Annotated in this window: 24 protein-coding genes; 11 read left to right on the top strand and 13 right to left on the bottom strand. The window is 73.7% G+C overall.

All coding sequences use genetic code 11. The features are described 5' to 3' along the window. The first annotated feature begins 7 nt into the window (after positions 1–7). Both ABZ135_RS09190 and ABZ135_RS09185 read left to right on the top strand, forming a co-directional pair. Entirely contained in the window at positions 8–1135 is a 1128-nt protein-coding gene (locus ABZ135_RS09190) for a histidine kinase (RefSeq protein WP_356693415.1), read from the top strand. Beyond that, the gene (locus ABZ135_RS09185) at positions 1132–1818 is read left to right on the top strand and encodes a response regulator transcription factor (protein WP_356693413.1); all 687 of its coding nucleotides are present in this window, start codon (positions 1132–1134) and stop codon (positions 1816–1818) included. The genes ABZ135_RS09190 and ABZ135_RS09185 overlap by 4 nt, the downstream gene beginning before the upstream one ends. 24 nt (positions 1819–1842) lie before the next feature. Here ABZ135_RS09185 and ABZ135_RS09180 read toward each other — a convergent pair whose 3' ends face one another. Continuing rightward, positions 1843–2010, bottom strand: a complete 168-nt coding sequence (locus ABZ135_RS09180) for a hypothetical protein (protein ID WP_356693411.1) — start codon at positions 2008–2010, stop codon at positions 1843–1845. A gap of 207 nt (positions 2011–2217) precedes the next feature. Between ABZ135_RS09180 and ABZ135_RS09175 the strand changes: the two genes are divergently transcribed. After that, the gene (locus ABZ135_RS09175) at positions 2218–3288 is read left to right on the top strand and encodes a glycosyltransferase family 2 protein (RefSeq protein WP_356693409.1); all 1071 of its coding nucleotides are present in this window, start codon (positions 2218–2220) and stop codon (positions 3286–3288) included. 23 nt (positions 3289–3311) lie between these two features. On the opposite strand, the gene ABZ135_RS09170 is transcribed toward ABZ135_RS09175, so the two are convergent. The 3 genes from ABZ135_RS09170 to ABZ135_RS09160 all read right to left on the bottom strand — a co-directional run bounded on the left by ABZ135_RS09170 (position 3312) and on the right by ABZ135_RS09160 (position 6588). After that, positions 3312–3662, bottom strand: a complete 351-nt coding sequence (locus ABZ135_RS09170; RefSeq protein WP_356693407.1) for a hypothetical protein — start codon at positions 3660–3662, stop codon at positions 3312–3314. Positions 3663–3836: 174 nt separating this feature from the next. Then, on the bottom strand, positions 3837–5891 hold the full coding sequence (locus ABZ135_RS09165) for a phosphocholine-specific phospholipase C (protein ID WP_356693405.1): 2055 nt from the start codon (positions 5889–5891) through the stop codon (positions 3837–3839). A 280-nt stretch (positions 5892–6171) separates the two neighbouring features. Continuing rightward, positions 6172–6588: an organic hydroperoxide resistance protein gene (locus ABZ135_RS09160; protein ID WP_356693403.1), complete on the bottom strand. Its 417-nt coding sequence runs from the start codon at positions 6586–6588 to the stop codon at positions 6172–6174. Positions 6589–6706: 118 nt separating this feature from the next. Between ABZ135_RS09160 and ABZ135_RS09155 the strand changes: the two genes are divergently transcribed. After that, complete coding sequence (locus ABZ135_RS09155; protein ID WP_356693401.1) at positions 6707–7165, top strand: MarR family transcriptional regulator; 459 nt, start codon at positions 6707–6709, stop codon at positions 7163–7165. A 193-nt stretch (positions 7166–7358) separates the two neighbouring features. Here ABZ135_RS09155 and ABZ135_RS09150 read toward each other — a convergent pair whose 3' ends face one another. Then, positions 7359–8480, bottom strand: coding sequence for a nucleotide disphospho-sugar-binding domain-containing protein (locus tag ABZ135_RS09150; protein ID WP_356693399.1), 1122 nt, complete (start codon positions 8478–8480; stop codon positions 7359–7361). A 170-nt stretch (positions 8481–8650) separates the two neighbouring features. On the opposite strand from ABZ135_RS09150, the gene ABZ135_RS09145 reads away from it, so the two are divergent. From ABZ135_RS09145 to ABZ135_RS09135, 3 genes are all read left to right on the top strand, one after another. Next, a complete protein-coding gene (locus ABZ135_RS09145) occupies positions 8651–9154 on the top strand; it encodes a GNAT family N-acetyltransferase (protein ID WP_356693397.1) in 504 nt (167 codons plus the stop codon). Further along, positions 9151–10419 (top strand): MFS transporter, encoded by a 1269-nt coding sequence (locus ABZ135_RS09140; RefSeq protein ID WP_356693395.1) that lies wholly within the window; start codon positions 9151–9153, stop codon positions 10417–10419. Before ABZ135_RS09145 ends, ABZ135_RS09140 begins: the two co-directional genes overlap by 4 nt. Before the next feature lie 222 nt (positions 10420–10641). Beyond that, a complete protein-coding gene (locus tag ABZ135_RS09135; protein ID WP_356693393.1) occupies positions 10642–10821 on the top strand; it encodes a hypothetical protein in 180 nt (59 codons plus the stop codon). Between the two features lie 31 nt (positions 10822–10852). On the opposite strand, the gene ABZ135_RS09130 is transcribed toward ABZ135_RS09135, so the two are convergent. The 6 genes from ABZ135_RS09130 to ABZ135_RS09105 form a co-directional block, all read right to left on the bottom strand. Beyond that, positions 10853–12487, bottom strand: coding sequence for a carboxyl transferase domain-containing protein (locus ABZ135_RS09130; RefSeq protein WP_356693391.1), 1635 nt, complete (start codon positions 12485–12487; stop codon positions 10853–10855). Beyond that, complete coding sequence (locus ABZ135_RS09125; RefSeq protein WP_356693389.1) at positions 12480–13928, bottom strand: acyl-CoA synthetase; 1449 nt, start codon at positions 13926–13928, stop codon at positions 12480–12482. The genes ABZ135_RS09130 and ABZ135_RS09125 overlap by 8 nt, the downstream gene beginning before the upstream one ends. Before the next feature lie 20 nt (positions 13929–13948). Then, positions 13949–15136, bottom strand: a complete 1188-nt coding sequence (locus tag ABZ135_RS09120; protein ID WP_356693491.1) for an MFS transporter — start codon at positions 15134–15136, stop codon at positions 13949–13951. A gap of 153 nt (positions 15137–15289) precedes the next feature. Further along, entirely contained in the window at positions 15290–16777 is a 1488-nt protein-coding gene (locus tag ABZ135_RS09115; RefSeq protein WP_356693489.1) for a GAF domain-containing protein, read from the bottom strand. Positions 16778–16932: 155 nt separating this feature from the next. Then, positions 16933–18051, bottom strand: a complete 1119-nt coding sequence (locus tag ABZ135_RS09110; RefSeq protein ID WP_356693387.1) for a rod shape-determining protein — start codon at positions 18049–18051, stop codon at positions 16933–16935. A 147-nt stretch (positions 18052–18198) separates the two neighbouring features. Then, complete coding sequence (locus tag ABZ135_RS09105) at positions 18199–18825, bottom strand: hypothetical protein (RefSeq protein WP_356693385.1); 627 nt, start codon at positions 18823–18825, stop codon at positions 18199–18201. A gap of 122 nt (positions 18826–18947) precedes the next feature. Between ABZ135_RS09105 and ABZ135_RS09100 the strand changes: the two genes are divergently transcribed. Next, positions 18948–19814 (top strand): hypothetical protein, encoded by an 867-nt coding sequence (locus ABZ135_RS09100; protein WP_356693383.1) that lies wholly within the window; start codon positions 18948–18950, stop codon positions 19812–19814. 37 nt (positions 19815–19851) lie between these two features. On the opposite strand, the gene ABZ135_RS09095 is transcribed toward ABZ135_RS09100, so the two are convergent. Then, positions 19852–20289 (bottom strand): MarR family transcriptional regulator, encoded by a 438-nt coding sequence (locus ABZ135_RS09095; protein ID WP_356693381.1) that lies wholly within the window; start codon positions 20287–20289, stop codon positions 19852–19854. Between the two features lie 113 nt (positions 20290–20402). Between ABZ135_RS09095 and ABZ135_RS09090 the strand changes: the two genes are divergently transcribed. Next, complete coding sequence (locus ABZ135_RS09090; protein ID WP_356693379.1) at positions 20403–21422, top strand: NADP-dependent oxidoreductase; 1020 nt, start codon at positions 20403–20405, stop codon at positions 21420–21422. A gap of 64 nt (positions 21423–21486) precedes the next feature. Next, the gene (locus ABZ135_RS09085) at positions 21487–21909 is read left to right on the top strand and encodes an organic hydroperoxide resistance protein (protein WP_356693377.1); all 423 of its coding nucleotides are present in this window, start codon (positions 21487–21489) and stop codon (positions 21907–21909) included. 89 nt (positions 21910–21998) lie between these two features. Here the strand turns inward: ABZ135_RS09085 and ABZ135_RS09080 are convergent, their stop codons facing one another. Continuing rightward, on the bottom strand, positions 21999–24530 hold the full coding sequence (locus tag ABZ135_RS09080) for a M14 family zinc carboxypeptidase (RefSeq protein WP_356693375.1): 2532 nt from the start codon (positions 24528–24530) through the stop codon (positions 21999–22001). Between the two features lie 108 nt (positions 24531–24638). On the opposite strand from ABZ135_RS09080, the gene ABZ135_RS09075 reads away from it, so the two are divergent. Beyond that, the gene (locus ABZ135_RS09075) at positions 24639–25451 is read left to right on the top strand and encodes an EI24 domain-containing protein (protein ID WP_356693373.1); all 813 of its coding nucleotides are present in this window, start codon (positions 24639–24641) and stop codon (positions 25449–25451) included. The last annotated feature ends 26 nt before the right edge of the window (positions 25452–25477 follow it).

Below are 25477 nucleotides of genomic sequence, written 5' to 3'. Positions count from 1 at the left end.
TCGGGACATGGCGCGCGCCTTGAGGGCATGGCCGGCCGCGGCCGGCCTGTTCGCACTCGTGGCCTTCCTCCCCGGGGTGACCGAAGGCGAGGGGCCGACCTGGCCGGCGGTCGTCGCGGCGGCCGTCGGCTGCGGGGCGCTGCCCCTCTGCCGCCGGTTCCCCGTGATCGTCTTCGTGGTCGCGACGGTCGGCACGCTCGCCTCCCTGTACGTCACCAAGCTGGTGTTCCCGGCCGGCGCACCCCTGCTGGTCGCCCTGTACGCGGTCGGTGCGCGCCGGTCCCTCCGGGTCACGGCCGCGTGCACGCTGGTGGCGGTGGCGGCGGTGTTCACCCAGGTACAGATGGTGCGGCACATCCCCGGCTTCACCCTGCGCAACGGCACCCAACTGGGCTGGTTCGTCGCCGCCGCGGCGATCGGTGTGGCGGTACAGAGCCAGCGCAGGTTCCGGGAGATGGCGGAGGAGAGGACCCGTAAGGCCGAGCAGTCGCGCGAGGCCGAGGCGCGACGCCGGGTCGACGAGGAACGCCTGCGGATCGCCCAAGAGCTCCATGACGTGATCGGCCACAGCATCGCGGTGATCAACGTGCAGGCCGGGGTCGCCGCCCACCTGGTGCACAAGGACCCGGCCACCGCCCAGAAGTCCCTGGAGCTGATCCGCACCACCAGCGGCACGGCTCTCGAGGAGATCCGCACCACGCTCGGGCTGCTCCGAGCCGCCGAGCACGAAGAGCCGCCGCGCGGCCCGGTGCCGGGGCTCGGTGAGGTCCCGGACCTGATCGACCGGGCGCGGGCCGCCGGGCTCACCATCGAGCACGTCCGGCACGGCGAGGTCAGACCCCTGCCGGCGGTCGTGGGGACGACCGTGTACCGCCTGGTGCAGGAGACCCTGACCAACGCGCTCAAGCACTCCGGGGCCGGCACCGGCGTGCTGGTCTCCATGGACTTCCTGGACCACGAGCTACGGGTGGCCGTGGAGGACGACGGCCGGGGTGGCGGTGGTCCCGGCGGAGGCGGCGGCCTGGGCCTGCGGGGCATGCGCGAGCGGGTCGAGGCGGCCGGCGGGACCCTGTATGTGGACCGGTTGTCGCCCGGCTTCCGGGTGACCGCGCGCATTCCCACGGAGGCGTCATGACGGTGCGGGTGCTGCTGGCGGACGACCAGGCTCTGATCCGCGGCGGTCTGCGGGCCCTGATCGAATCGGAGCCGGGCCTCGACGTCGCCGGCGAGGCGGCCGACGGCGGCCAGGCCGTGGACCAGGCGCGTGCGCTGCTGCCCGATGTGGTGTTGATGGACATCCGCATGCCCGGCATGGACGGGCTGGAGGCCACCCGGGAGATCTGCGCGGATCCGGCGCTCACCGGGGTCAAGGTCGTGGTCCTGACCACCTTCGGGCAGGACGAGTACGTGCTCACCGCCCTGAAGGCGGGCGCGAGCGGCTTCATGATGAAGGACACGGCGCCCGAGGAACTGCTCTCGGCCATCCGGACCGTCGCCGCCGGAGACAGCCTGCTGCTGCCGCAGCGCACCCGTCACCTCGTCGAGAAGTTCGTCCCCCGTGAATCCGCCGCCCAGGACGAGGCCGTGCCGCCGGAACCCGTCGGGCTCGACCCGCTCAGCCCCCGCGAGCGGGAGGTCCTCGCCCTCGTCGGCCGCGGCCACTCCAACGACGAGATCGCCGCCCTGCTGCACGTGTCGCCGCTGACCGCGAAGACGCACGTCAGCCGCGTCATGACCAAGCTCACCGCCCGCGACCGCGCCCAGCTCGTCGTCATCGCGTACGAGAGCGGCCTGCTGCGGCCCGGCCGCGAGGGGTGACCGGGCCGCGGCAGGCCGCACCGTTCACGCCGGCCCGGTTCCCCTGCGGCGCCGGGGCAGGATCTTCATCAGCGCCAGCCCGGCGAACAGCAGCGTCGACGCGGCGACCGTCCAGGCCAGAGCGGTGAGACCGCTCGTGGCGAGCGCACCGGTGAATCCGGCTCCCGAGACCCCGGCAGCACTTGTGTACATCGATGACCCTCTCTCTTTGCGTGGGGGAGACAGGGACCACCGTGCCCCGTGGTCCGCCCGCGCCGCGTCCGCTCCGGGATGACAAACCGGCGTACTCCCCCGGCGGTATGCCCCGCTCCGGTTGTCTTCCGTGGCCGGACGTGCGGACACCCCCGCGGCGCGCACGGTGGTGGTCCCCCTCCACGCGACTGCCGGAAGGACCTGCTCGTGGAACTGATCGCGCTCATTCCCGCCCACAACGAGGCGGCGGGGATCACCGCCACGCTCGACTCGCTGCGGGCCCAGCGCCGGGTACCCGACCGTGTCGTGGTCATCAGTGACAACAGCACCGACGACACGGTCGCCGTCGCCGAGGCCGCGGGCGCGGAGGTGTGGGAGACCCGGCACAACCGGGCCCGCAAGGCCGGCGCGCTGAACCAGGCGCTCGCCCGTCTGCTCCCCGAACCGGGTGACGACGCCGCGGTTCTGGTCATGGACGCCGACTCGGTGATCGACAGGGAGTTCCTCGCGACGGCGGAGCGTCTCCTGACCGCCTCCGACCGGCTCGGTGCGGTGGGCGGAGTGTTCTACGGGGCGCCGGGCGCGGGTGTCCTGGGCCAGTTCCAGCGCAACGAGTACACCCGCTACGGGCGCGAGATAGCCCGCCGGGACGGCAGGGTGATGGTCCTGACGGGTACGGCCTCGGTCATCAAGGCGCGGGCGCTGCGGGAGGTCGCGGACGCGCGGGGGGACCTCCTGCCCGGCACCCGGGGTCACGTCTACGACACTCTGGCCCTCACCGAGGACAACGAACTCACCCTCGCGCTGAAAACGCTGCGCTGGGACCTCGTCTCGCCGCCCGAGTGCCGGGTGGTCACGGAGATCATGCCGAGCTGGAAGGACCTGTGGCACCAGCGACTGCGCTGGCAGCGCGGCGCACTGGAGAACCTGCGCCACTACGGCCTCACCTCGGTCACCTGGCGCTACTGGGGCCAGCAGGCGGGCATCGGCGCCGGCACCGTCGCCTTCTTCCTCTACCTGCTCCTGGTGCTGATCACCGCCGTCACGAACACATGGGGCTGGCATCCGCTGTGGCTCGCGGTCGGCGGCCTCTTCCTGGTGGAACGCCTGCTCACGGTGTGGCGCGCCGGCGGCCCGGCCCGCCTGCTCGCCCTGCCGCTGATCCCGGAGCTTCTCTACGACGCCTTCATCCAGGCGATCTTCGTCCGCTCCCTCCTGGACATCCTCCGCGGCCGCACGGCCCGCTGGCACCACGTGGGCCAGCAGGCGGCGACCTGACGTCCGGCCGGTCCCCTACGGGATCACGGCGTGTCCAGGAGCCCGGCGAAGACCATCCCCGCGAGGACGACCGTCGCCGGCGCGGCGAGTGCGAAACCCACCCGGCGCGCCGAGTGCCGGACCCGCCGGGGCAGGGCCCAGGCGGTGACCAGCAGGCCGAGGGCCACCAGAAGCCCTGTCACGACGACCGGAAACGCCACGGCGAAACTCGCGTCGAACCGGTCCGCCTCGGCGCCGTTGCAGGAGTCGCAGGCCATCGGGGACAGCCCGGCGAAGAAGAGCGTCAGAAGGCCCAGGGGCACGGTCACCAGAGTGGAGACGAGCGGGGCGATCCAGGCCCCGGTGGCGCGTGCGTCGGGATCGTTCGAGGTCATGGGGCCAGCCAACCGCGCGGCGGGTACGGGCACATGAGTGTCCGTACTCAAATCGATCCTCGTCTCGCTCGCCGTCGGTGGTGTGGCGCGGTGGGTGGTGCAGACGTGGCTGGGTGAGTGAGGCGGACGGCCCGGCGCCTCTCGGGTGCCGGGCCGTCGGTGGGGCGGTACGGCTCAGTACGTCAGGATGCCCGGGTCCGTCACGCCCGGGGTGCCCGTTTCGACGTGGCCCGCGAGGCGGCGGAGGTAGTCCGGCGAGGACGGGGTGGTGAGGGTGAGGTCGTACCAGCGGGCGGAGGCGGTCAGGGGGACGGTGTGGGTGACCGTCGCGCCCTGGGGGAGGGAGAGGGTGGTCGGGGTGCCCCCGTAGGCGTTGGTGAGGGTCACGGTCGTGGCGGGGCCCGGGTTGGTGAAGGTGAGGGTCAGGTTGCCGGTGGTGGCGTCGTGGCGGGCCCGGACCTCGGGGACGGGGGTCTTGCCGGGGGAGCGGAAGCGGCGGAGGAAGCCGTTGGGGCCGTGGACCGTGAGGTCGGTGAGGCCCTTGGAGTACTTGGTGTTCCAGGTGTCCGAGAGGGACTTGCCGGCGTCGGTCGTGTACGTCCACGGCGCGTCCGTGCGGTTCGCCGAGGTCACGTAGAACTGGGCGCCCGCCGCCGGGCCGCCGCTGAAGGTGAGGCGGTAGGTGCCCGCCGTCACGTCCGCCGCGCCGTCGACGTGCGGCGCGTACTTCAGCGGGCGGGTCGGCTTGCTGCCGCGTTCCTGCCGGGGCATCGTGCCGACGGCCGGAGCCGTGGCCAGGAAGTCGGGGTGGCGTTCGCGGTCCGGCGGGTAGTAGCCGTCGGTCGGGGGCAGCGGGGCGGCCTGGGTGTCCGTACGCGTGAAGTCGAAGGCGGAGGTCAGGTCGCCGCACACGGCCCGGCGCCACGGGGAGATCTGCGGCTCGCGGACGCCGAAGCGGCGCTCCATGAAGCGGATGATCGACGTGTGGTCGAAGGTCTCCGAGCAGGTGTAGCCGCCCTTCGACCAGGGCGAGACGACGAGCATGGGGACGCGCGGGCCGAGCCCGTACGGGCCGGCCACGTAACCCGTCTTCCCGGGGAAGTAGTCCAGCGCGGTGGGGACGGTCGACAGGCCCTGCGCCGCGGAGGCCGGGACGTACGGCGGGACCACGTGGTCGAAGAAGCCGTCGTTCTCGTCGTACGTGATGAACAGGGCGGTACGGGCCCACACGTCCGGGTTCGAGGTCAGCGCGTCCAGGACCTGCGCGATGTACCAGGCGCCGTAGTTCGAGGGCCAGTTGGAGTGCTCCGTGAAAGCCTCGGGCGCCGCGATCCAGGAGATCTGGGGGAGGGTGCCCGCCTGGACGTCGGCGCGGAGCTTGTCGAAGAAGCCCTCGCCCGCCTTGGCGTTCGTGCCCGTGCGCGCCTTGTCGTAGAGCGGGTTGCCGGGCTGGGCGTTGCGGTAGGTGTTGAAGTACAGCAGCGAGTTGTCGCCGTAGTTGCCGCGGTAGGCGTCGTTGATCCAGCCCCAGTGGCCGGCGGCGTCCAGGCCGTCGCCTATGTCCTGGTAGACCTTCCAGGAGATGCCGGCCGCCTCCAGGCGCTCGGGGTAGGTGGTCCAGCCGTAGCCCGCCTCGGCGTTGTTGAGGACGGGGCCGCCGCCGGTGCCGTCGTTGCCGGTGTGGCCGGTCCACATGTAGTAGCGGTTGGGGTCGGTCGAGCCGATGAACGAGCAGTGGTACGCGTCGCAGATCGTGAAGGCGTCGGCGAGCGCGTAGTGGAAGGGGATGTCCTCGCGGGTCAGGTAGGCCATGGTGGCCTTGGTCTTGGCCGGCACCCACTGGTCGTAGCGGCCCTTGTTGAAGGCCCGCTGGCCGCCCGCCCAGTCGTGGTTGAGGCCCTGGAGGAACTCCATGCCGAGGTCGTCGCTCGGCGGCCGGAAGGGCAGGGTCTCGGTCCTGCCGTCGGACTGGTGCCAGACCGGCTTGCCGCTGGGGAGCGTGACCGGGCGCGGGTCGCCGAAGCCCCGTACGCCCTTCATCGCACCGAAATAGTGGTCGAAGGAACGATTCTCCTGCATCAGGACGACGATGTGCTCGATGTCCTGGATCGTGCCCGTGGTGCCCTGCGCCGGGATGGCGGCGGCGCGGGCGATGCTGTCGGACAGCATCGTGAAGGCGGCGGTGCCGCCCGCCAGTTGAAGGAAGCGGCGGCGGTTGAGTTCGGCCATGGGGGAGTGGTCCTCCGGGCGTGAGTACGGACGGGGGTGCGGGTGCGGTGCGCGTGCTGTGCGGTGCGGTGCGGTGCGGTGCGCGTGCTGTGCCGTGCGGCAGCCGTGCGACCGGCCGGCGAGCGCCCCAAGGAGAGCGCCTGTGAACCACCGCCCGGCGGCCGTCCCATGACTTCCCGTCGTACGCCAGACGAATCCCCCGTGCCCGAACGTGAAAACTCACAAGCGAACGCCCCCGGTGGTTGAACTCCACCGGGGGCGTGCACGGATGAACAGAAAACTACTCGACGACGAGCTCGACCTTGATGTTGCCGCGGGTCGCCTTCGAGTACGGGCAGAAGGCGTGGGTCTTCTCCAGGAGCGCGGCGCCCGCCTCGCCCTGGAGGTGGTCGGGGAACTCGGCGCGCATGACGACCGCGAGGCCGAAGCCGCCGTCGGCCGGGTCCTTGCCGATGGAGACCTCGGCGGTGATGGACGCGTCCGAGATGTCGATCTTCTCCTGGCGGGCCACCACGCCCATGGCGCTGGCGAAACAGGCGGCGTAGCCGGCGGCGAAGAGCTGCTCGGGGTTGGTGCCCTGGCCGTTGCCGCCGAGGGCCGCGGGGTGGGCGAGGGGCAGGTCGATGTGGCCGTCGGAGCTGACGGCGCGGCCCTCGCGGCCGTTGGCGGTGGCGACGGCGGTGTAGATCGCGTCCATGGGTTCTTCCGTTCCTGTCCGTGGTCCGTGCGGGAGGTGCTGCCCTTCATTTGTAGCGCGCCATTGAATTGTGCACAACTTAATCGCTTGTGACGGTCGTCTCCCGTACCCTGGACCCATGGACGAGGACTTCCTCCGGCTCGACAACCAGATCTGCTTCTCGCTGCACGCCGCCGCCCGCGCCTTCAACGGTGTGTACCGCGACGCGCTCAAGGAGCTCGGCCTCACCTACCCCCAGTACCTGGTGATGCTGGTCCTCTGGGAGCACGGCGAGCTGCCCGTGAAGGGCATCGGGGAGCGGCTGCGGCTCGACTCCGGCACCCTGTCGCCGCTGCTCAAGCGGCTGGAGGCGGCCGGTCACGTCGAGCGGCGGCGCAGTGCCGAGGACGAGCGGTCCGTCACCGTACGCGTCACCGCCGAGGGTGCCGCCCTGCGCGAGAAGGCCCTCGGCGTGCCCCGGCGGATCGCCGCCGCGTCCGGCCTGTCCGTGGACGAGATGCGCGCCCTGCGCGACCGGCTCGACGGCCTCGCCGCCCGGCTCGACACCGCCGACCCCGGCGCCCTGGACTGCCGCTGACGCCGGGCGGTCACCCGCGCCCGGGCCCTCACCCGAGCCCGGGCCGTCACCCGAGGGGCGCCCACGACTCGCGCCCACCCCCGGCCCCCGGCCCGCCTCTCCCCACCCCCCCCACCATGATCGAAAGTGGCCGGAACGCACCCCTCCTCGTGCCCCCTCCTCGTGCCCCGGCCACCCTCCGCCGTACCCCGCCCTACCGGGCGACCAGCGCCTCCAGGGCCGGGACCGTCTCCGCCGGGGACGGCAGGGCGGCGTTCTCCGCCCGCAGCCGGGCGGCCGCCTCGCCGAGGGACCGGTCGGTGAGGAGGCGGGTCAGCAGCGCGGTGTCGACGTCCTCGGCGGTGGAGCGCAGGGCGGCGCCGGTCGCCGTGAGGGCGTCGGCGTTGATGAAGTGGTCGGCACCCTGGGGAAGCAGCAACTGGGGCAGGCCGGCCTGGAGCGCGGTGAGCATCGTGCCCGAACCGCCGTGGTGGATCAGCGCGTCGGAGGCGGTCAGCAGCTCGGCGAGCGGGACCCAGGGCAGCGGGCGGACGTTGTCCGGAAGCGTGCCCAGCGGGGCGAGGTCGGCGTCGCCGACGGCGAGCAGGAAGTCGGCGTCCACCGACGCGGCGGCCTCCATCAGGCGGACGATGGCGTTGACGCCGTCCACTTCCGTGAGCACGGTGCCCAGGGTGACGACGACCCGGGGCCGGGCGCCGCGCCGGAGCAGCGCGGCGGGCACGGTGCCGCCGCCGTTGTACGGGAGGTAGCGCATCCGCAGGCTGCCCCGGTCGCCGCCGAGCGAGGCCGGGATGATGTCGAGCGCGGTGGCGTCGGCGGGACCCGGCACGCCGTGGGCCTCGTACACGTCGGTGAAGTGACCGGCGAGCCGGCGGACCATCTCGAGGCCCGAGGTGACACCGAAGTTCTGGATCACCGAAGGGATCTTGAGCTTGGCCGCGACCAGCGGGGCGGACGCCTGGAAGGAGTCGTGGACCAGCAGGTCGGCGCCCCAGTTGTCGGCCGTCTCCAGCAGGTCGTCGACCGTCGGGCGCGAGACGAGCGAGAAGGCGTGGGCCGCCCGGTCGAGGATCTGGTCCGAGGTCAGCTCGGGGGCGACATAGCGCGCCTCCTCGCCCGTGGCCTGCCGGAACACCTCCCGGATGTCACGGCCGTCGCCGATCTCGACGAGCGGGAAGCCGGCCTCGCGGAGCCGGTCCAGCGGCCGCGAGCTCGCGAACAGCACCTCGTGGCCCGCGGCGCGCAGCGCCTGCGCCGTCGGGATCATCGGGAAGAGGTGGCCGGCCGCGGCCGGTCCGGTGAAGAGTACGCGCACGGTGTCTCCTTGCCATGGTCTGCCGGGCGAGGACGAGCCGTGCCGGATCGTCCCGCTGCCCGGCGAACCCGCGCGAGGCCGCCGCGTGTTCCACGGGGGATCGATAATCGGACGCACGAGCATCGATTTTGTAAGGAGCCACACCGCATCGCGCTCCTATACTCGACTCCATGCCCGACATCACCCTCCGGCGCGCCACCGCCGACGACTCCAAGCGGCTCACCCGGCTCGTGCGGACCTCCTCCGCCTACGCCGGCGCGTACGCCCCCATGGTCGCCGGCTACCAGGTGGGCGGCTCGTACATCGAGCACCACCCCGTCTACGTCGCCGTGGGTGCCGACGGGCGGGTCCTCGGCTTCTACGCCCTCCTCCTCGACGAGGCCGAGCTCGACCTCGCCTTCGTCGCCGACGAGGCCCAGGGCCTGGGCATCGGCCGGATGCTCGTCGAGCACATGATCGGCCAGGGGCGCGCCGCCGGGCTGGAGTCCATACGCGTCGTCGCCCATCCCCCCGCCGAGGAGTTCTACCTGCGCACCGGCGCCCGCCGCACCGGCACCGTCCGGCCCACCGGACGGATCCACTGGGAGCGCCCCGAGCTCCACTACGACCTCACCGCCACAACCGGCGGCACCACCACAACCGCCGACACCGCCACCACGGCCGGCGCCGCGTGAGCGCCACCGCCACCCCGGAGCACCAGCGCGAGAGCGGCGGCCGGAAGGTCTTCGCCGACCTCACCCCGCTCCGCACCTCGGCCGACTACCGGCGCCTCTGGTTCGGCAACACCGTCACCTGGGTCGGCCAGGGCATGACCACCCTCGCCATCTCCCTCCAGGTCTATGACATCACCCGCTCGCCGTTCTCCGTCGGCCTCGTCGGGCTCTTCACCCTCGTCCCGCTCGTCGTCTTCGGCCTCTACGGTGGTGCCATCGCCGACACCGTCGACCGCCGCAAGCTCGGCCTGGTCAGCGCCACCGGCCTGGCCGTGCTCTCCGCCGCGCTCGCCACCGCCGCGCTCGTCGGCTTCCACCGGGTCTGGTTCCTCTACGGGATCGTCTCCCTCCAGGCGGTCTGCGCCGCGCTCAACGCGCCCGCCCGCAGCGCGATGATCCCCCGGCTGCTGCCCGCCGAGCAGTTGCACGCCGCCAACGCGCTCAACTCGATGACCACGACCTTCGGCACCCTGGTCGGCCCCAGCCTCGGCGGCCTCATCGTCGGCCTGGCCGGCTACCAGACCGCGTACCTCATCGACGCCGTCGCCTTCTCGGCCTCCCTCTACGCGATGTGGCGCCTGCCGTCGATGCTGCCCGACCGCACCGGCACCAAGCGCGCCTCCGTCCTCGACGGACTGCGCTTCCTCGCCACCCGCCCCAACCTGCGCATGACGTTCTTCTCCGACTTCTGCGCGATGATCCTCGCCCACCCCCGGGCGCTCTTCCCGGCCGTCGCCGTCCTCTGGTACGGCGGCGACGCCCGCACCACCGGACTCCTCGTGGCCGCACCGCCGTTCGGCGCGCTGCTCGGCGGCGTGCTCTCCGGCTGGCAGGGCCGGATCCGCCACCACGGGCAGGCGATCCTCCTCGCCGTCGCCTGCTGGGGCACCGCGATCGCCGTCTTCGGCCTCACGCGCAACCTCTGGCTCGGGCTGCTGCTGCTCGCGGTCGCCGGCTACTCCGACACCGTCTCGATGATCTTCCGGAACACGATGATGCAGGTCGCGGCCCCGGACGAGATGCGCGGCCGGCTCCAAGGCGTCTTCATCGTGGTCGTCGCGGGCGGACCCCGGCTCGGCGACTTCCTGGCCGGCTCGGTCGCCGACCTCACCTCCCCGACGGTGGCCATCACCGGCGGCGGACTCGCCTGCGTCCTCGCGATCGGTCTGCTCGCCCTCTACGGCAAGGGCTTCCGGCGGTACGACGCCCGCAACCCCACCGCCTGAGCGCAACCCCACCGCCTGAGCGCAACCCCACCGCCTGAGCGCGACGCCAACGACACCCGGGCGATCGGGTCACGCCGAAGGTCATCCGGGCGGTGGGCGTGAAGGCGTGATGCGCCGCCCATACGGGTCATCCAGCGGCCCGGTCACCGCGCGCGCACTTGCCGCCGTCCTGTGCCGGAGTCAGGCTCCGACATGAGCAACCCCGCTCGTCAGGAGGTTTTCATGCGTAAGCTCATCGCCACTGTCACCCTGGCCGCAGCCGCCGTTCTCGCCGGCTCCGGATCGGCCCTCGCCCACAGCGGCGGCGGCGAGTTCTTCGCCGAGGGACCCGACGTCGTCGTCGTGGACCACACGGTCGTGGTCTGCGGCGACTTCAGCATCTGCCAGGGCGACGGCGCCTGAGCCTTTCCCGTCGCGACGGCCGGAAGCCCCCTCACTCCGAGGGGGCTTCCCGCTGCCCGCTCCCGGTCCGCGTCCGGCTCCCGCTCCCGCTCCCACTCCCGGTCCCGCTCCCTGGCCGGGAGTCCCTCCGCCCGTCTCCTCCGACGATGCCCCGCACGACGCCGAGCTCCAGCAGGTCCTCGGGGCGCAGCCGCAACTGGTCGGCGGTGTCCGGGACCCGGTCCGGCGGGCGCTTGAGGATGGCGGCGGCGAGCTCGGGGGCGATGACCGAGAAGTAGCCGTCCGGCGTGGCCCAGGTGCGGTCCGGCGCGGCCAGCGCGAGCGCGCCGCCGGAGCCGCCCTCTCCGACGAGGAGCGAGGTGACCGGCGTGCGGGCCTCGGCGATCGCCGTGAACGCCTCCGCGATGGCCGGGCCTGCGCCGGCCCGCTCGGCCTCGGCGTCGTTGGCGGCGCCCGGCGTGTCGATCAGGGTGAGCACCGGCACCCCCAGCCGGTCCGCGAGCCGCACCAGCCGGGCCGCGGTCCGGAAACCCGCGGGCCGGGTGGCCCCGCCGCCCTGCGCCGCGTACGCCACGACCCTGCCCTCGTGGATGCCGAAACCGCACTCCACGCCCGGGTCGACGCCGCCGGCCCGGTCGCCGCGGATGGCCGCCCGCACCTCGAAGTAGGCGTCCAGATACGCGCCCGCGCGGGGCCGCCCGGCGGCCCGGGCCCGGCGGACGGCGTCCCAGCCGGTGCCGGCCGGGGCGAGCTCACCGAGGGCGTACGGCGGAGGCGCGGGCGGTGGGGGAGTGGACGGTCGGGGAGCGGACCCCGGGCCGCCGGTGGGTGCGGCCGCCGGGGCCGGGGCGAGCAGCCTCAGCCACAGCGCCAGTGTCTCCCGGAGGCGGTCGGGCGGGACGATCGCGTCCACGTGGCCGTGGGCGAGCTGTTCCTCCGCCGTGTACGCGGAGGGGTCGGCGTCCCGCGGCCGGACCCGGGAGCCCGCGAAGGCGACCTGGGCGCCGGGCAGGGCCAGGACGACGTCCGCGCCCGCGCCGACGGTGGCCCAGCCGCCTCCGGTGGTCGGGTCGCGCAGCACGGCGACGTGCGGAAGGCCCGCGGCCCGGAGGCGGACGGTCTCGGCGGCGACGCGCTGGAGCTGGGTGAGGGCGATCATGCCCTCCTGCATGCGGCTGCCGCCCGTCGCGACGAGCGAGACCAGCGGGAGGCGCCGCTCGACGGCCGTACGGTACGCGGCGACGAGCCGGTCACCGGCCGCCCGGCCCAGCGAGCCGCCGAGGAAGCCGAACTCGAAGGCCACCAGGACGCAGGGCCGTCCGCCGATCGTGGCCGTGCCGTGGAGCACCGACTCGTCCTCGCCGGTCCGCTCGGCGGCGCGGGCCCGGGAGTCGCCGTAACCGGCCCAGCCGATCGGCCCGTCCCCGGCGGCCGGAAGCCCCGCGCCCGATTCCCGTACGCCCGGTTCGTACCCGGCCGGTGCACTCTCGGCCTGTTCGTGCCCGCCCGGTTCACGTACACCCGGTGCACTCTCGGCCCGTTCACCTACGCCCGCCGGCTCGCCCATCGCGTAGGCCGCGCCCATCGCGCCCGCCCCGCCTCCCCCCGGGGCGAAGTCGTCCGTCACCAGCGCGATCGCCTCGCGGGCGGAGAGGCGGTCAGCCATGGAGGGCCTTCTTCAGGATCTTGCCCATGTCGTTGCGGGGCAGCGCCTCCAGGTAGCGGACCTCGCGCGGCCGCTTGTGCGGGGCGAGGAGGGCGGTGACGTGGTCGGCGAGCGCCGCGGGCGCGGGCGGGGCGGCCGGGTCGGCCGGGACCACCCACGCCACGATCCGCTCGCCCAGGTCCGGGTCCGGCTCGCCCGTCACCGCCGCCTCCCGGACGCCGGGATGGTCGAGGAGCGCGTTCTCTATCTCGCCCGCGCCTATCTTGTAGCCGCCGCTCTTGATCAGGTCCGTCGCCTTGCGGCCGACGATCCGCACCGAGCCGTCGGGCTCCCGCACGGCCATGTCCCCGGTGCGGAACCAGCCGTCGTCGGTGAAGGCCGCCGCCGTCGCGTCGGGGCGGTTGAGGTAGGCGGTGAAGAGGTTCGTCCCCTTCACCTGGATCTCGCCGACCGTCTCGCCGTCGTACGCCTCCGTGCCGAGCACGCCGCCGTCCTCGTCCACCAGCCGCAGCTCGACGCCCGGCAGCGGCGGCCCCACCGAGCCGGGACGCGGGCCCGCGCCGGGACGGACGGACGTGTTCATCAAGGTCTCGGTCATCCCGTACCGCTCGATCACCGTCCGCCCGGTCGCCGCCGTGATCCGCTCGTGGTCGTGCACCGGCAGGGCCGCGCTCCCCGAGACCAGCAGCCGCGCGCCCGCCAGCGCCCGGACGAGCGCCGGGTCGTGGGGCAGCGCCTCCGCGAGCCGGTGGTACATCGTCGGCACCCCGAAGAGCACGGTCCCGCCGCCCTCCCCGAGCTCCTTCGCCACGCCCTCCGCCGAGAACGCGCCCAGGTGCCGCACCTTGCCGCCGCGCCGCAGCGGGCCGAGGACGCCGAGGACGAGACCGTGCACGTGGAACAGCGGGAGCCCGTGCACGAGGACGTCCTCGGCCGTCCACGCCCAGGCGTCGGCGAGGGCGTCCAGGGAGGCGGCGATCGCGCGCCGGGAGAGGACGACTCCCTTGGGCGGGCCGGTGGTGCCGGAGGTGTAGACGATCAGCGCGGCCGCCTCGGCGTCCGCCGGTTCCCGGGCGGGCGGGCCGGACGCGCGGACGTCCACGTCGGTCCTGGGCAGTCCGGCGAGCCCGCCCGGCAGTTCGTCCCCGGCGCCCGCGAGGACCGCGCCCGGCGCGCTGTCGGCGACGATGTGCGCCAGCTCGCGCTCGCCGATCCGCGGGTTGAGCGGTACGGCCGGCACGCCGGCGAGCAGCGCGGCCACCACCGCGACCGCCGTCTCCGCCGTGGGCGTGGCCCACACGGCGACGCGGCCCGCGCCCCCGATCCGTACCGCCAGGGCTCCGGCGGCCCGGGCCAGTTCGCCGTACGTCAGTGTGTCGGCGCCGAAACGCAGGGCCGGCCGGTCCGAACCGGCCGCCAGGGCCGGGAAGAGGGCGCTCATGGGGGCATTCTGCCCAGCCGTCAGGGCCGGCGCGCTGCGACCTTGGTCACCTCGGGCGCGGGAGCGCCGCCGCCCTCGGGCCGAACGGTCCGCATCCGCCCGTACGCGTAGACGCAGCCGGCCAGCGCCAGGTCGGACAGCAGCATGAAGCCGATCGAGTAGGAGTCCTTGGCGCTGTAGATCGCGCCCATGACCAGCGGCGGCACGAAGCCGCCGAGGCCGCCCATGGCGCCGACGATGCCGGTCACCGAGCCGACCTGCGGCTGCGGGGTCACCTGGGAGACGAGCGCGAAGACGGAGCCGCTCGCGGTGCCGAGGCCCGCGGCCATGACCAGCAGGGCGAGGGTGCCGCCCGGGTTCAGCGGCGGGTCGAACGCCTGGACGACGGCGAGGAGGGCGACGACGCCGAGCGCGACGGCCGTCACCACGGCCGGATGGATCCGGTCCGAGAGCCAGCCGCCGAGCGGCCGGAAGACGACGGTCACGAGCGCGAACCCGGCGGCCTTGGTGCCCGCGTCCGTCGGGTCGAGCGCGTACCAGGTCTTCAGATACGTCGGCAGATAGACGCCGAAGGCGACGATGCCGCCGAAACCGATCGCGTACAGCGCCGACAGCTCCCAGGTGACCCGCAGCCGGCCCGCGCGGCCGAGGCGGCTCGCGAGGGAGGCGGACGGGACGGTCCGGCCGGGGTGGTCGGTGATGAGGACGGCACCGAGCACCGCGAAGGCGGCGAGGGCGACGGCGACCACGACGAACGGCAGGTTCTCGCCGTGCCGGGCGATGCGCGGGGTGAAATAGCCGGAGAGCGCCACGCCGCCCATGCCCATGCCGAACACACCCAGCGCGAAGCCCCGTTTGACGGGCGGGAACCAGGCGTTGACCAGCGGCACGCCGATCGCGAACGTCGTGCCGCCGAGGCCCAGGAGGAAGGCCACGACCAGCATCAGGCCGTAGGAGTCCTTGACGACGATCAGCAGCAGCACGGGCACGATCGTGAGCGCCGACACGAGCGGGAACATCACCTTGGCGCCGTACCGGTCGGTGAGGGCGCCGGCCGGGATCCGGCCGAGCGAGCCGACGAGGACGGGGATCGCGACGAGCAGCGACTGCTGGAAGGAGCTGAGGGCGAGCCGGTCCCCGTACCAGCTTCCGATCGGGGCGATCAGAGCCCAGGCCCAGAAGGTGAGCGTGAAACCGACCGTGGCCATGACGAGGTTGCGGTAGGCGGCCGCGGGGATCTTCGCCGGGTCCGCCGGGGCGGGCTGCGCTTCGGTGTCCACCCCTTCAGTCAAGATCGGGCCGCGGGGCGGGGCGCGCGGGACTACTCCGTACGAGGGCCGGCGCTTCCCGCGCGGCGGGGTTCACGGCTCCGGGGGCCAGGTGACCGTCGTCGGCGGGTCCCCGTCGTCCTCGACCCGCAGCCGCAGTCCGGTGTCGCCCGCGGTCACCTCGACCGTGACGGAGCCGACGCCGGGGCGGCGGTGGGCGGCGGCGAGGGCACCGCGGAGCGCGCCGAGCAGTCGGTCGGCGGAGGGCTCGTCGGCGAGGGTGTCGACGGCGCCGGAGAAGTGCACGGAGGGCTGGAAGCCGAGCAGGGCCGCCGCCCCGCCGGTCTCGCGCAGCACGCGGCCGCGGAAGGAGGTCGGCGCGTCGGCGGGCGGCTGCTGGAGGGCGAAGATCGTGGTGCGGACCTCCTGGATCGTCGAGTCGAGCTCGTCGACCGCACGCCCGAGCAGGGTGTCCACCTCGTGCACGGACGCCCGGCGCCGGGTCGACTCCAGCATCATCTCGGTGGCGAAGAGCCGTTGGACGACGAGGTCGTGCAGGTCACGGGCGATCCGGTCGCGGTCCTCGTAGACGGCCAGCCGCTCGCGGTCGTGCTGGGCGTCGGCGAGGACCAGGGCCAGGGCCGCCTGGGAGGCGAACTGGGAGGCGAGCAGCCGGTCCACCGCCGTGTACGGGCGGCCGCCGCGCCGCCGGGGCAGGGCGAGGGTGCCGATGAGCTTTCCGCCGCTCTGGAGCGGCAGCATCATCGAGGGTCCGAACCGGCTGCGTACGCGGGTGGTCATCCGGGGATCGGTCGCCGAGTCCTCGACGAAGACGGGCTCGCCGCCGAGCAGTTGGGTGAGGACGGGGGAGCCGGGCGCGATGGTCGTGCCGACCAGGTCGCCGGGGTCGCCGGGGGTGGAGGCGGCGACGATCTCCATGCCGCCCTCCTGGGTCGGCTGGAGCACCACACCGGCCGAGGCGTCGGCGAGCAGCCTGGCCCGTTCGGCGACGATCGTCAGGGCGTCCTGGGCGGGTTCGCCGGCGAGCAGCGCGGTGGTGACGGCGGCGGCGCCCTCGATCCAGCGCTCGCGCTGCCGGGCGGTCTCGTACAGCCGGGCGTTGCCGATGGCGATGCCGGCCTGGGAGGCGAGGACGCGCAGCAGGGCCAGGTCCTCGTCGGTGAAGGGGCCGGTGCGCTTGTCGGTGAGGCAGAGGTTGCCGAACACCTCGGTGTGGACGCGGATGGGCACGCCGAGGAAGGAGCGCATCTCCGGATGGCCCTCGGGCACGCCGGAGGAGCGGGGGTCGGCGGTCAGGTCGTCGAGCCGCAGCGGCCGCGGGTCCCGGACGAGGACGCCGAGGAGGCCGCTGTGGCCGTCGGGGAGGCGGCCGACGCGCCGCCGTTCCTCCTCGGTCATGCCGGAGGTGTACAGGTCGGTGAGCCGGCGGCGCTCGGGGTCGACGACCCCGAGCGCCCCGTAGCGGGCATCGGTCAGGGCGGTGGCGGTCTCCACGAGGTGCTGGAGCGTGCCGCGCAGTTCGAGCTCGCTGCCGACGCCGAGGACGGCTTCGAGGAGCATCGGCAGACGGGGCGCCGCGCCGGGCACCGTCCCGGGTGCCGTGCGGGACGCGTCCGCCGCGCCGGGTGCTTCCGTCACGCCGGGCGCGTCCGCCGTGCCGCCTTCGTCCATGATCGACATGGTGTCATCGTCGTACAAAACGCCCGGACCGGGGGTCAGTCGACCTCGGACCGCTCGCTCTCCGACCGCTCGCTCTCGGACCGTTCGCTCCCCGACCGTTCGTTCCCGGACCGCTTCCTCTCCGTCAGCGGGTCGAGGACGAGCGGCTGGACGCGGCCCTCCAGCATCGCGCCGAGTCCGAGCACGGCGCACACGTCGGGCCGCTCGGCGATCTGTACGGGCATTCCGGTCGCCTCGCGCAGCATCTGGTCGAGGCCGGGCAGCAGTGCGCTGCCGCCCACCATCATGATCCCGCGGTCGGCGAGGTCGGCGACCAGGTCGGGCGGGCAGTCGCGGAGCACCTTGCCGATGCCGTCGAGGACGGCGGTGAGCGGGGTCTGGATGGCCTCGCGCACGGCGGCGGTGTCGACGGTCACCGAGCGGGCGAGGCCGGTGGCCACGTCACGGCCGTGGATCTCGGTGAAGGTCGGACCCTGGAGCGTCAGCCCGTTGCCGTGCAGCGCCACTTGGAGCGGGCGGACCGACTGGCTGGGCAGCATCAGTTCGTGCTGGTGGCGCAGGTGCTGGATGACCGCGTGGTCGATGGCGTCGCCGCCGACGGGCATGCGCTCGGCGGTGACGATGGCGCCGAGCGAGAGCACCGCGACCTGGGTGGTGGCCGCCCCACACACCAGGATCATGGTCGCGGTGGGCTGCTCGACCGGGAGCCCGCAGCCCACGGCGGCGGCGATCAGGGTGTCGACCAGTTCGACGCGGCGGGCGCCGAGGCCGACCAGGGTCTCCACGGCGGCGCGCTGGGCGAGCGGGTCGCTGTCGTGCGGGGTGCAGGCGGCGGCCCGCAGCCGGGGCTTGCGGCGCAACTGGCGGCGGAGCTTGTCGCCGAGGAGGTGACGGAGCATCCGCTGGGCCATCTCGATGTCGACGACGGTGCCGCCGGAGACCGGGCGGACCACCCGGATGTAGTCGGGGGTGCGGCCGGTCATCTTCTCGGCGAGGGCGCCGACGGCGATGAGCGCGCCGGTGCGGGTGTTCACGGCGGCGACGGACGGCTCGTCGACGACGAGTCCGGCGCCCTTGACGAAGACCCGGGTGCGGGCGGCGCCCAGGTCTACGGCGACATGGCAGCGGCGAAGCTGCTCAAGGCTGACGGTCACGGCGGTCCTCCGGAGTGCGGTGCTGGCACGGGCGAGGCGGCGCGCGGCGCGCGGTCCTCCTTCGCATCGTCCTGCGGCCCCGCCCGGGGCGCGCGCTGAGCTGAGCCGCCCGAGGGTCGGACGGGCTGACGGCCGGTCAGCTCCGGGTCAAGGCGACGCGCCGCCGCCCCCGGTGCCCGCGGCGCCGGGGGAGGACGGCCGGGCGAGCGGCGGAAGGAGGCGCTGGAGCAGACCCCAGGCGAACTCCGCGGCGCACTCGGTGCCGTCGGGGAGGGTGAAGTCGAGCCGGACGAGGGCGGGGCCGACGCCCTCGCGCGGGCGGGGGTCGCGGCTCAGGCGCCAGACCTCGTCGGCCGTGAACCGCCACGGGCGCAGGTCGGCCGGGGTGCGCAGCTCCGGGACGGCGGCGCCGGGGGCGCGGGTCAGGGAACGGGACCAGACCGCCCGGCGGGGTCCGACGAGCACGGTGAAGCGCAGGTCGGGCCAGAGCGGCACCGGCCAGGTCCACGCCTCGCCGTCGGGCAGGCCGGGCGGGCCGGTGACGGCCCGGCGGCTCTCCGGTTCGCCGAGGGCCCCGCGATAGCGGTCGAACTCGCCGGGACCGCGGCCGGCGTGCGCCCACGCCTGCCAGCGTTTGTTCGCCGCCCGCATCTCGGTGTGGGTCGCGCCCAGTTCGCGCAGGGCCTCGTCGACCAGACCGGCCTGGTGGTCGGCCATCCGGCGGAGCAGGACGAGCTGGAACTCGTACGGCCCAAAGGGGGCGGCAGGGGTCATGCGCCCATCCTGCCCGAAGGGGGAGAATCGCGACGGCACGCCGACGAACTGCGGTTTCCTCACAGGATCCTCACGTTCGCGCCTATCAGGCGTGTCCTCGGGCCGCATAGCCTGCGGGCGCCATGGATTACTGCAACCAGTGCCGACGGCATCTCAACGGCGCCCTCGCCTGCGCTGGCTGCGGGACCCCCGCCGAGGAGCTGCGGTACTTCACGCCCCAGGCTCCGGCGAGCCCCCACGCTCCTGTGCGCCCCCATGAGCTCGCGGAACCGGCCGAGAACCTGCCGCCCGTCGCGCCGGAGTTCAGCTATGAGCTCGACCCGCTCGAGCCGCCCCGGCCGGCCGAGGGGCGCGCCGCCGCGCGCCGACGCCAGAAGGGTGGCGGGAGCGGCAAGGGGGACAGGGGTGCGAGGGGCGGTCGTCGGGGGCGCTCGCGGCGCGGACGCACGATCCTGCTCGGCACGCTCGGCTTCGCGCTCGCGGCCGGTTCGATGGGCATGGCCAAGCTGGCCCTGGAGCGGCCGGGCGACGGGGCCGCCACCGCCGTGGAGCAGGAGGACGTCCCCGAGGCCACCCTCGATCCGGATCCGCCCGCGCCGTCGGAGAGCGCCGGGCCGCCGGACGGCGGCCCCGACGCCGTCGAGTCGGCCGGGCCGAGCCCGACGGGCAGCCGTCAGGCCGCGCCCGGACCTTCGCGCGGGGCGGGCTGGAGCGGCGGTACCGGCGGCTCCGGCGACGGCACGGGCACCGGTACGGGGACGGGCTCCGGTACGGGCACGGGCTCCGGGGACGGGCCGGGCGCCTCGCCCGACACGACCGCCAGTGGCCCCGCGACGCCGTCGAGCACGCCCCCGGGCACCCCGTCGGGCAGCCCCTCGGCCACCAGGAGCGGCGGCCCGGTCCCGACCACCGGCGCCCCGACGCCGAGCGCCAGCCCCACCCCCAGTCCGCAGCCGCCCTGCACCCGCTTCCTGTGGTGGTGCGTCTAGACGGCTGGACGGCTGGACGGCCTCCGGGCGGCGCTCGTCAGGCGGTCGTCTCCTCGCCCAGCATCCGCTTCAGCAGGTCGCGCAGCAGCGTGCGCTCGACCTCGGTGAGCTCGCCGAGCGGTTCGCGGGCGAAGTGCAGCGCGTCGCGCAGGCGGCGGGCGGTCTCGCGGCCCTCCTCGGTGGGCGCGGCCACCTTGACCCGGCGGTCGGCGGGGTCCGGGCGGCGCTCCACCAGGCCCCGGGACTCCAGGCGGTCGATGATGCCCGTCACGTTCGACGGCTCGCACTTCAGCTTGTCGGCGATCTTCCGCATCGGCGTGGGCTCCAGGGCCAGCAGGCCGAGGACCCGGGCCTGGGCGCCGGTGAGGGCGTGGGCGGCGGCGGCCTGCTCGTACTCCTCGTGGTAGCGGGCCACGACCGTGCCGATGAGTTCCACGACTTCCAGCGTCAGGGGGTCCGTGCGTGAGGTGGGCATGGAAGACATCCTACCCCGATACTTGACAACCTGAAATATCCAGGCGCATGGTTGTTTTAATTCATGAAGCATTTCTGTGTGAAGCAGAGAAGCACTTCCAGGAGGCTCCGCCGATGTCCGTACTCCCCGCGTCCAGCCGTGAGTGGCACCTCGTCTCCCGTCCGCACGGCTGGCCCGTGCCCGCGGACTTCGCGCTCCGTGAGGTCCCGGTCGCCGAGCCCGCCGAGGGCCGGATCCTCGTGCGCAACGTGCACTTCTCCGTCGATCCGTACATGCGCGGCCGGATGAACGACGTGAAGTCCTACATCCCGCCCTTCAAGCTCGACCACCCCATGGACGGCGGCGCCGTCGGCGAGGTCGTCGCCTCCAACGCCGAGGGCTTCGCCGTCGGCGACCACGTCCTGCACGGCCTCGGCTGGCGCGAGTACGCGGACGTGCCCGCGCAGCACGCCACCAAGGTCGACCCGGAGCTCGCCCCGCTCTCCGCCTACCTCGGCGTGCTCGGCATGCCCGGCCTCACGGCCTACGCCGGCCTCTTCGAGGTGGCCTCCTTCAAGGAGGGCGACGCCGTCTTCGTCTCCGGCGCCGCCGGCGCCGTGGGCAGCCAGGTCGGCCAGATGGCGCGGCTCAAGGGCGCCTCCCGGGTCATCGGCTCCGCCGGCTCCGACGAGAAGGTCAAGTGGCTCGTCGAGGAGCTCGGCTTCGACGCCGCCTTCAACTACAAGAACGGCCCGGTCAAGGACCAACTGCGCGAGGCCGCCCCGGACGGCGTCGACGTCTACTTCGACAACGTCGGCGGCGACCACCTCGAAGCCGCGATCTCCTCGCTCAACGTGCACGGCCGCGCCACCATCTGCGGCATGATCGCGCAGTACAACGACACCGAGCCGGTCCCGGGCCCGCGCAACATGGCCCTGATCATCGGCAAGCGGCTGCGCCTCCAGGGCATCCTCGTCGGCGACCACTACGGCATGCAGCAGCAGTTCGTCGAGGAGGTCGGCGGCTGGCTGCGCTCCGGCGAGCTGAAGTACGGCGAGACCTTCGTCGAGGGCATAGAGAACGGCGTGGACGCCTTCCTCGGCATGCTCCGCGGCGACAACACCGGAAAGATGATCGTCTCGGCGACCCGTTAGTCTTCCCTCAGCCGTCGCGATCGTGGGCGCGAGTCGCGGCGAACGGAAGAAGGAAGACAACAGCATGTCGATACAGCAGTCCGACGTCCTGTACACCGCCGTCGCCACCGCCGAGAACGGTCGCGACGGCCGGGTCGCCACCGACGACGGCCGCCTCGATGTGGTCGTCAACCCCCCGAAGGCCATGGGCGGCTCCGGCGAGGGCACCAACCCGGAGCAGCTCTTCGCCGCCGGCTACAGCGCCTGCTTCCAGGGCGCCCTGGGTGTCGTGGCCCGCAACGAGAACGCGGACATCTCCGGCTCGACGGTCACCGCCGAGGTCGGCATCGGCAAGAACGACGACGGCTTCGGCCTCATCGTGAAGATCTCGGCGACCATCCCCAACGTGGACGCCGAGACCGCCAAGGGTCTGATCGAGAAGGCCCACCAGGTCTGCCCGTACTCCAAGGCGACCCGGGGCAACATCACGGTCGAGCTCGCCGTCTGACGAGCCGGTTCGACGTACGGGCGTTCGACCCGCACACTGAAGGAGGGCCGCACCCTGACCGACCAGGGTGCGGCCCCCTCTTCGCGGGGTCAGCGGGCCAGCAGTGCCCGCCCCACCAGGGCGAACGAGCCCTTCGGGTGGGTACGGAACAGCGGCTCCGTGCCGATCAGCACCACCGGGGCGCCGGACGCCGCCCGGCCGCTCACCACCGCGGCCCGACCGGCCGCGTCCGCCGGACCGCCGCCGCCCGCCGCGGCGGGGCGCCAGTGCCCCGAGACCAGCGGCGCGCCCGGCGCGTAGGCCAGCTCCGTCCGCACCCCCGCCCCGAGCCCGGTGAACCACAGCGGTGAGTACACGAAGGTGTGCGCCGGGGCGCCCGCGGCCAGCGGCCCGCCGGTGCCCCGCACCGCCACCACCCCGTTCGCGTCCCCGTTGCCCTCGACGGCCGTCACCGGCAGCAGCCCCGCCGCCGCGTTGAACGCGGCACCGGCCGCACCCGCGCCGACCACGCCCACCCCGCTCCGGCGCAGCGCCTCGCGCGCCGCCGGGGTCAGCTCCGCCCAGTCCAGACCCTGCGACACATAGAGCACATCGGCCCCGGACGCCCCGGACGGGCCCGAGGCCCCGGACCAGTCGAAGCCCGCGTTCAGGACCTTCGCCGACACCGGCACCACCTCGAAGCCCATCTCCCGCAGCGCGAACAGCTCACCCGCCGTCGCCGAGGCCGCCACCCGGGTCCGCTCCAGCGGCGCCGCGCCCCGCTCCTTCGTGGCCCGGAACACCACCCCGTAGCGCTCCGCGAGCTCCCGGGCCACCGCCCGCGCCGCACCCGGCACGACCGCCGCCCCGTCCGCCGTACGGCGCACCGCGACCCCCCGGGCGAGGAGCGCGTTCACCGCCACCAGCTCCTTCGGGTCGTCGAGCCGCAGCAGCAGATCACCGAACGGGGCGACCGAGCCGGTCGGCGCCGCCGCGTGCACCGTGCGCACCACGGCCGGCACCGGGCCGCGCTCCACCTTCCGCACGGTCGCGCCCCAGAGCAGCCCGAGGCTCCACCCCGAGATGTCGTACATCGTGGACACGTCGGCGCTGATGTCCCGGCCCTCCGCCAGGATCACGTTCGCCAGGCCCCGCTTCGGCTGGCGCATGTCGACCACGTACGAGCCGTCCTTCGCCCGCCCGACCCGCACGTCGTTGGCGACCAGATGGTCCACGAGCCGTGCCGCCGCCACCGCCGACCGCTGAGCCCGCCCCGCCGGGATGACGTACGCGCGCGGGAAGGTGGTCGTGTACACGTCCTCCGGTCCGATGCCGGGCACCCCCGGCACCGTCTCCTCGGACACCGGCCGCTGCGGCTCGCCCGCCGCGCCCCGCCGGAAGGTCTCGATCTGGTCGGCGATCACCGCGGCCCGGTGCGTGTCGGCGTAGTCGAGCGCGGCCCGCATCACCGCGCCCGCGATGCCGACGTTGATCGCCGCCCGGCGCCGCAGCTCCGCCACCGGCAGTGTCTGGTACGCCCGGTTGTTGACCTGGAGCGGGAACTCGATCGTGTGCGCCGCGACCGCGCCCTGGAACGGCATGTACTGCGGGGTGAAGATCGGCGGCCAGTCGTCCCAGCCCTCCCGCTGGTCGCGGAAGGGGATGACCGCCGGCTCGACGCCGTCCTTCGCGGGCGTGTGGCCGAGCCCGTTGACGGCCCGCTCCATGCCGAGGGCGTTGGCGTAGGAGTGCTTCAGGAAGAGGTCGTACTCGTAGTTCTCGCCGTGCGGCGGGGTGGTCGGCTCGATCAGGGTCCCGTTGACATAGCCGTGCAGATCCAGCATCACGGCCGGCTGCTTGTCGATGGCGATCCGCCGGATCGCGCGGGACTCCGGCTGGGAGGCGGTGATGAAGTCCCGGTTGAGGTCGAAGCCGGCCGCGTTGGCGCGGGTGCCCGCGATCCGGCCGTCCGGATTGGCCGTCACATTGAGGTGGATCCGGGTCCGCGCGAGCAGACCGGCCGTCTTGCGGTCGGTGGCGGTGGCCAGCTCCTCGACGAGCCGCAGCGCCGCGTCCGTGCCCTCCCACTCGTTGCCGTGGATGTTGTTGTTGATGAACACCGGCGTCTTGTACGCGGCCTTGATCCGCGCGTCCCCGGCCGCCGCGGCCGGCGCGTTCTCGATGCGCTCGCGCATCCGCTCCTGCGCGCGGGCCTGGGCGGGGGACTCCGGCGCGGTGACCGTCACCAGATACAGCTCGCGCCCGCCGGCCGAACGCCCGACGACCTCGACGCTGACCCGGTCGCCCAGTCGCTGCAGGGCGTTGAGGCGCGGCGCGAGCGAGTGGTACGGCGCGAGGCCCAGCTTGAGCGACGCGTCGGCCGGGTTCTCGGGCGGCACGGCCAGGGCCGTCCGGCGCGGATAGCCGCCGCTCGCGGGCCGCGCGGCGGGCGAGACCACGGGGGAGGAGAGGGCCGCGGTCCGGGGCGGGAGGGGCGCGGCCGGCTCGGACCCGCCCCTCTCCCGTACGGGGTGGGGGCCGGGCCCCGGCGGCGGCGCGGCGCTCGCGGGCAGCGCGGTCAGGAGCAGCGCGCCGAGGACCGTACCGGCGGTGGCGATCGGAAGGGAACGGGGTCGTGCCATGCGTGCGAACCTCCGTGGATGATCCGATGATCATTACGGAGGGGTCTACCGTCTCAACTCGGGAACAACAAGAGGGCCTCACCCGGACCCGCGACTAGGGTGATCGTCATGCGTGATTTCGGGGCGGGTTTCGGATACCTGCTGCAAGGTCAGAAGTGGGTCGGCAGGAACGGACGGTGGTTCGGCTTCGGACTGCTGCCCGGGCTCGTCACCTTCGTGCTCTACGTCGGCGCGCTCGTCGGACTCTCCTACGGCGCCGACGACCTGACGGCCTGGGCGACACCGTTCGCCGACGACTGGGGTTCGCCCTGGCAGGGCCTGCTGCGGGGCACCCTGACCTTCCTGGTCTTCGCGCTCGGCCTGTTCCTCGCCGTGGTCACCTTCACCGCCGTGACCCTGCTGGTCGGCCAGCCCTTCTACGAGTCGCTGTCCGAGGCGGTCGACCGCGGCGAGGGCGGCGAGGTGCCCGAGTCGGGGCTTCCGCTGTGGCGCGAGCTGTGGATCTCCGCCCGCGACAGCCTCCGCGTCCTGGTGCGGGTCGTGTTCTTCGGCGTCCTGCTGTTCGCGGCCGGTTTCATTCCGGTCGTGGGCCAGACCGTCGTGCCCGTGCTCGGTTTCTGCGTCTCCGGCTTCTTCCTCACCCAGGAACTCACCTCGGTCGCGCTCCAGCGGCGCGGCGTCGAGTTCAAGGAGCGCCTCGCGATGCTGCGCGGCCGCCGGATGGCCGCCCTCGGCTTCGGCGTCCCGCTCACCCTCTCCTTCCTGATCCCCTTCGTCGCCGTCCTGCTGATGCCCGGCGCGGTCGCCGGAGCCACCCTGATGGCCCGTGAGCTCAACGGCGAGACGGCCGGGGACGCGGCGGCGGACGACGACGCGCGGGACCCGTCGAGCCCCGGCCCGGTGCGGTTCCGCAAGAACTGACGCTCAGGCGGCAACCTTTCCCCTTC

The sequence above is a fragment of the Streptomyces sp. NPDC006339 genome (genome assembly GCF_040612775.1).
GTDB lineage: Bacteria > Actinomycetota > Actinomycetes > Streptomycetales > Streptomycetaceae > Streptomyces.
The sequence above is the reverse complement of the archived record's forward strand: the minus strand, read 5'-3'. Positions and strand labels throughout refer to the sequence as shown.

Excerpts from the sequence above, each read along its gene's own strand:
- ABZ135_RS09190 (WP_356693415.1), top strand. The coding sequence starts at position 8 with ATGGCGCGCGCCTTGAGGGCATGGCCGGCCGCGGCCGGCCTGTTCGCA.
- ABZ135_RS09185 (WP_356693413.1), top strand. The coding sequence starts at position 1,132 with ATGACGGTGCGGGTGCTGCTGGCGGACGACCAGGCTCTGATCCGCGGC.
- ABZ135_RS09180 (WP_356693411.1), bottom strand. The coding sequence starts at position 2,010 with ATGTACACAAGTGCTGCCGGGGTCTCGGGAGCCGGATTCACCGGTGCG.
- ABZ135_RS09170 (WP_356693407.1), bottom strand. The coding sequence starts at position 3,662 with ATGACCTCGAACGATCCCGACGCACGCGCCACCGGGGCCTGGATCGCC.
- ABZ135_RS09165 (WP_356693405.1), bottom strand. The coding sequence starts at position 5,891 with ATGGCCGAACTCAACCGCCGCCGCTTCCTTCAACTGGCGGGCGGCACC.
- ABZ135_RS09160 (WP_356693403.1), bottom strand. The coding sequence starts at position 6,588 with ATGGACGCGATCTACACCGCCGTCGCCACCGCCAACGGCCGCGAGGGC.
- ABZ135_RS09155 (WP_356693401.1), top strand. The coding sequence starts at position 6,707 with ATGGACGAGGACTTCCTCCGGCTCGACAACCAGATCTGCTTCTCGCTG.
- ABZ135_RS09145 (WP_356693397.1), top strand. The coding sequence starts at position 8,651 with ATGCCCGACATCACCCTCCGGCGCGCCACCGCCGACGACTCCAAGCGG.
- ABZ135_RS09135 (WP_356693393.1), top strand. The coding sequence starts at position 10,642 with ATGCGTAAGCTCATCGCCACTGTCACCCTGGCCGCAGCCGCCGTTCTC.
- ABZ135_RS09130 (WP_356693391.1), bottom strand. The coding sequence starts at position 12,487 with ATGGCTGACCGCCTCTCCGCCCGCGAGGCGATCGCGCTGGTGACGGAC.
- ABZ135_RS09125 (WP_356693389.1), bottom strand. The coding sequence starts at position 13,928 with ATGAGCGCCCTCTTCCCGGCCCTGGCGGCCGGTTCGGACCGGCCGGCC.
- ABZ135_RS09120 (WP_356693491.1), bottom strand. The coding sequence starts at position 15,136 with ATGGCCACGGTCGGTTTCACGCTCACCTTCTGGGCCTGGGCTCTGATC.
- ABZ135_RS09115 (WP_356693489.1), bottom strand. The coding sequence starts at position 16,777 with ATGCTCCTCGAAGCCGTCCTCGGCGTCGGCAGCGAGCTCGAACTGCGC.
- ABZ135_RS09105 (WP_356693385.1), bottom strand. The coding sequence starts at position 18,825 with ATGACCCCTGCCGCCCCCTTTGGGCCGTACGAGTTCCAGCTCGTCCTG.
- ABZ135_RS09100 (WP_356693383.1), top strand. The coding sequence starts at position 18,948 with ATGGATTACTGCAACCAGTGCCGACGGCATCTCAACGGCGCCCTCGCC.
- ABZ135_RS09095 (WP_356693381.1), bottom strand. The coding sequence starts at position 20,289 with ATGCCCACCTCACGCACGGACCCCCTGACGCTGGAAGTCGTGGAACTC.
- ABZ135_RS09090 (WP_356693379.1), top strand. The coding sequence starts at position 20,403 with ATGTCCGTACTCCCCGCGTCCAGCCGTGAGTGGCACCTCGTCTCCCGT.
- ABZ135_RS09085 (WP_356693377.1), top strand. The coding sequence starts at position 21,487 with ATGTCGATACAGCAGTCCGACGTCCTGTACACCGCCGTCGCCACCGCC.
- ABZ135_RS09080 (WP_356693375.1), bottom strand. The coding sequence starts at position 24,530 with ATGGCACGACCCCGTTCCCTTCCGATCGCCACCGCCGGTACGGTCCTC.
- ABZ135_RS09075 (WP_356693373.1), top strand. The coding sequence starts at position 24,639 with ATGCGTGATTTCGGGGCGGGTTTCGGATACCTGCTGCAAGGTCAGAAG.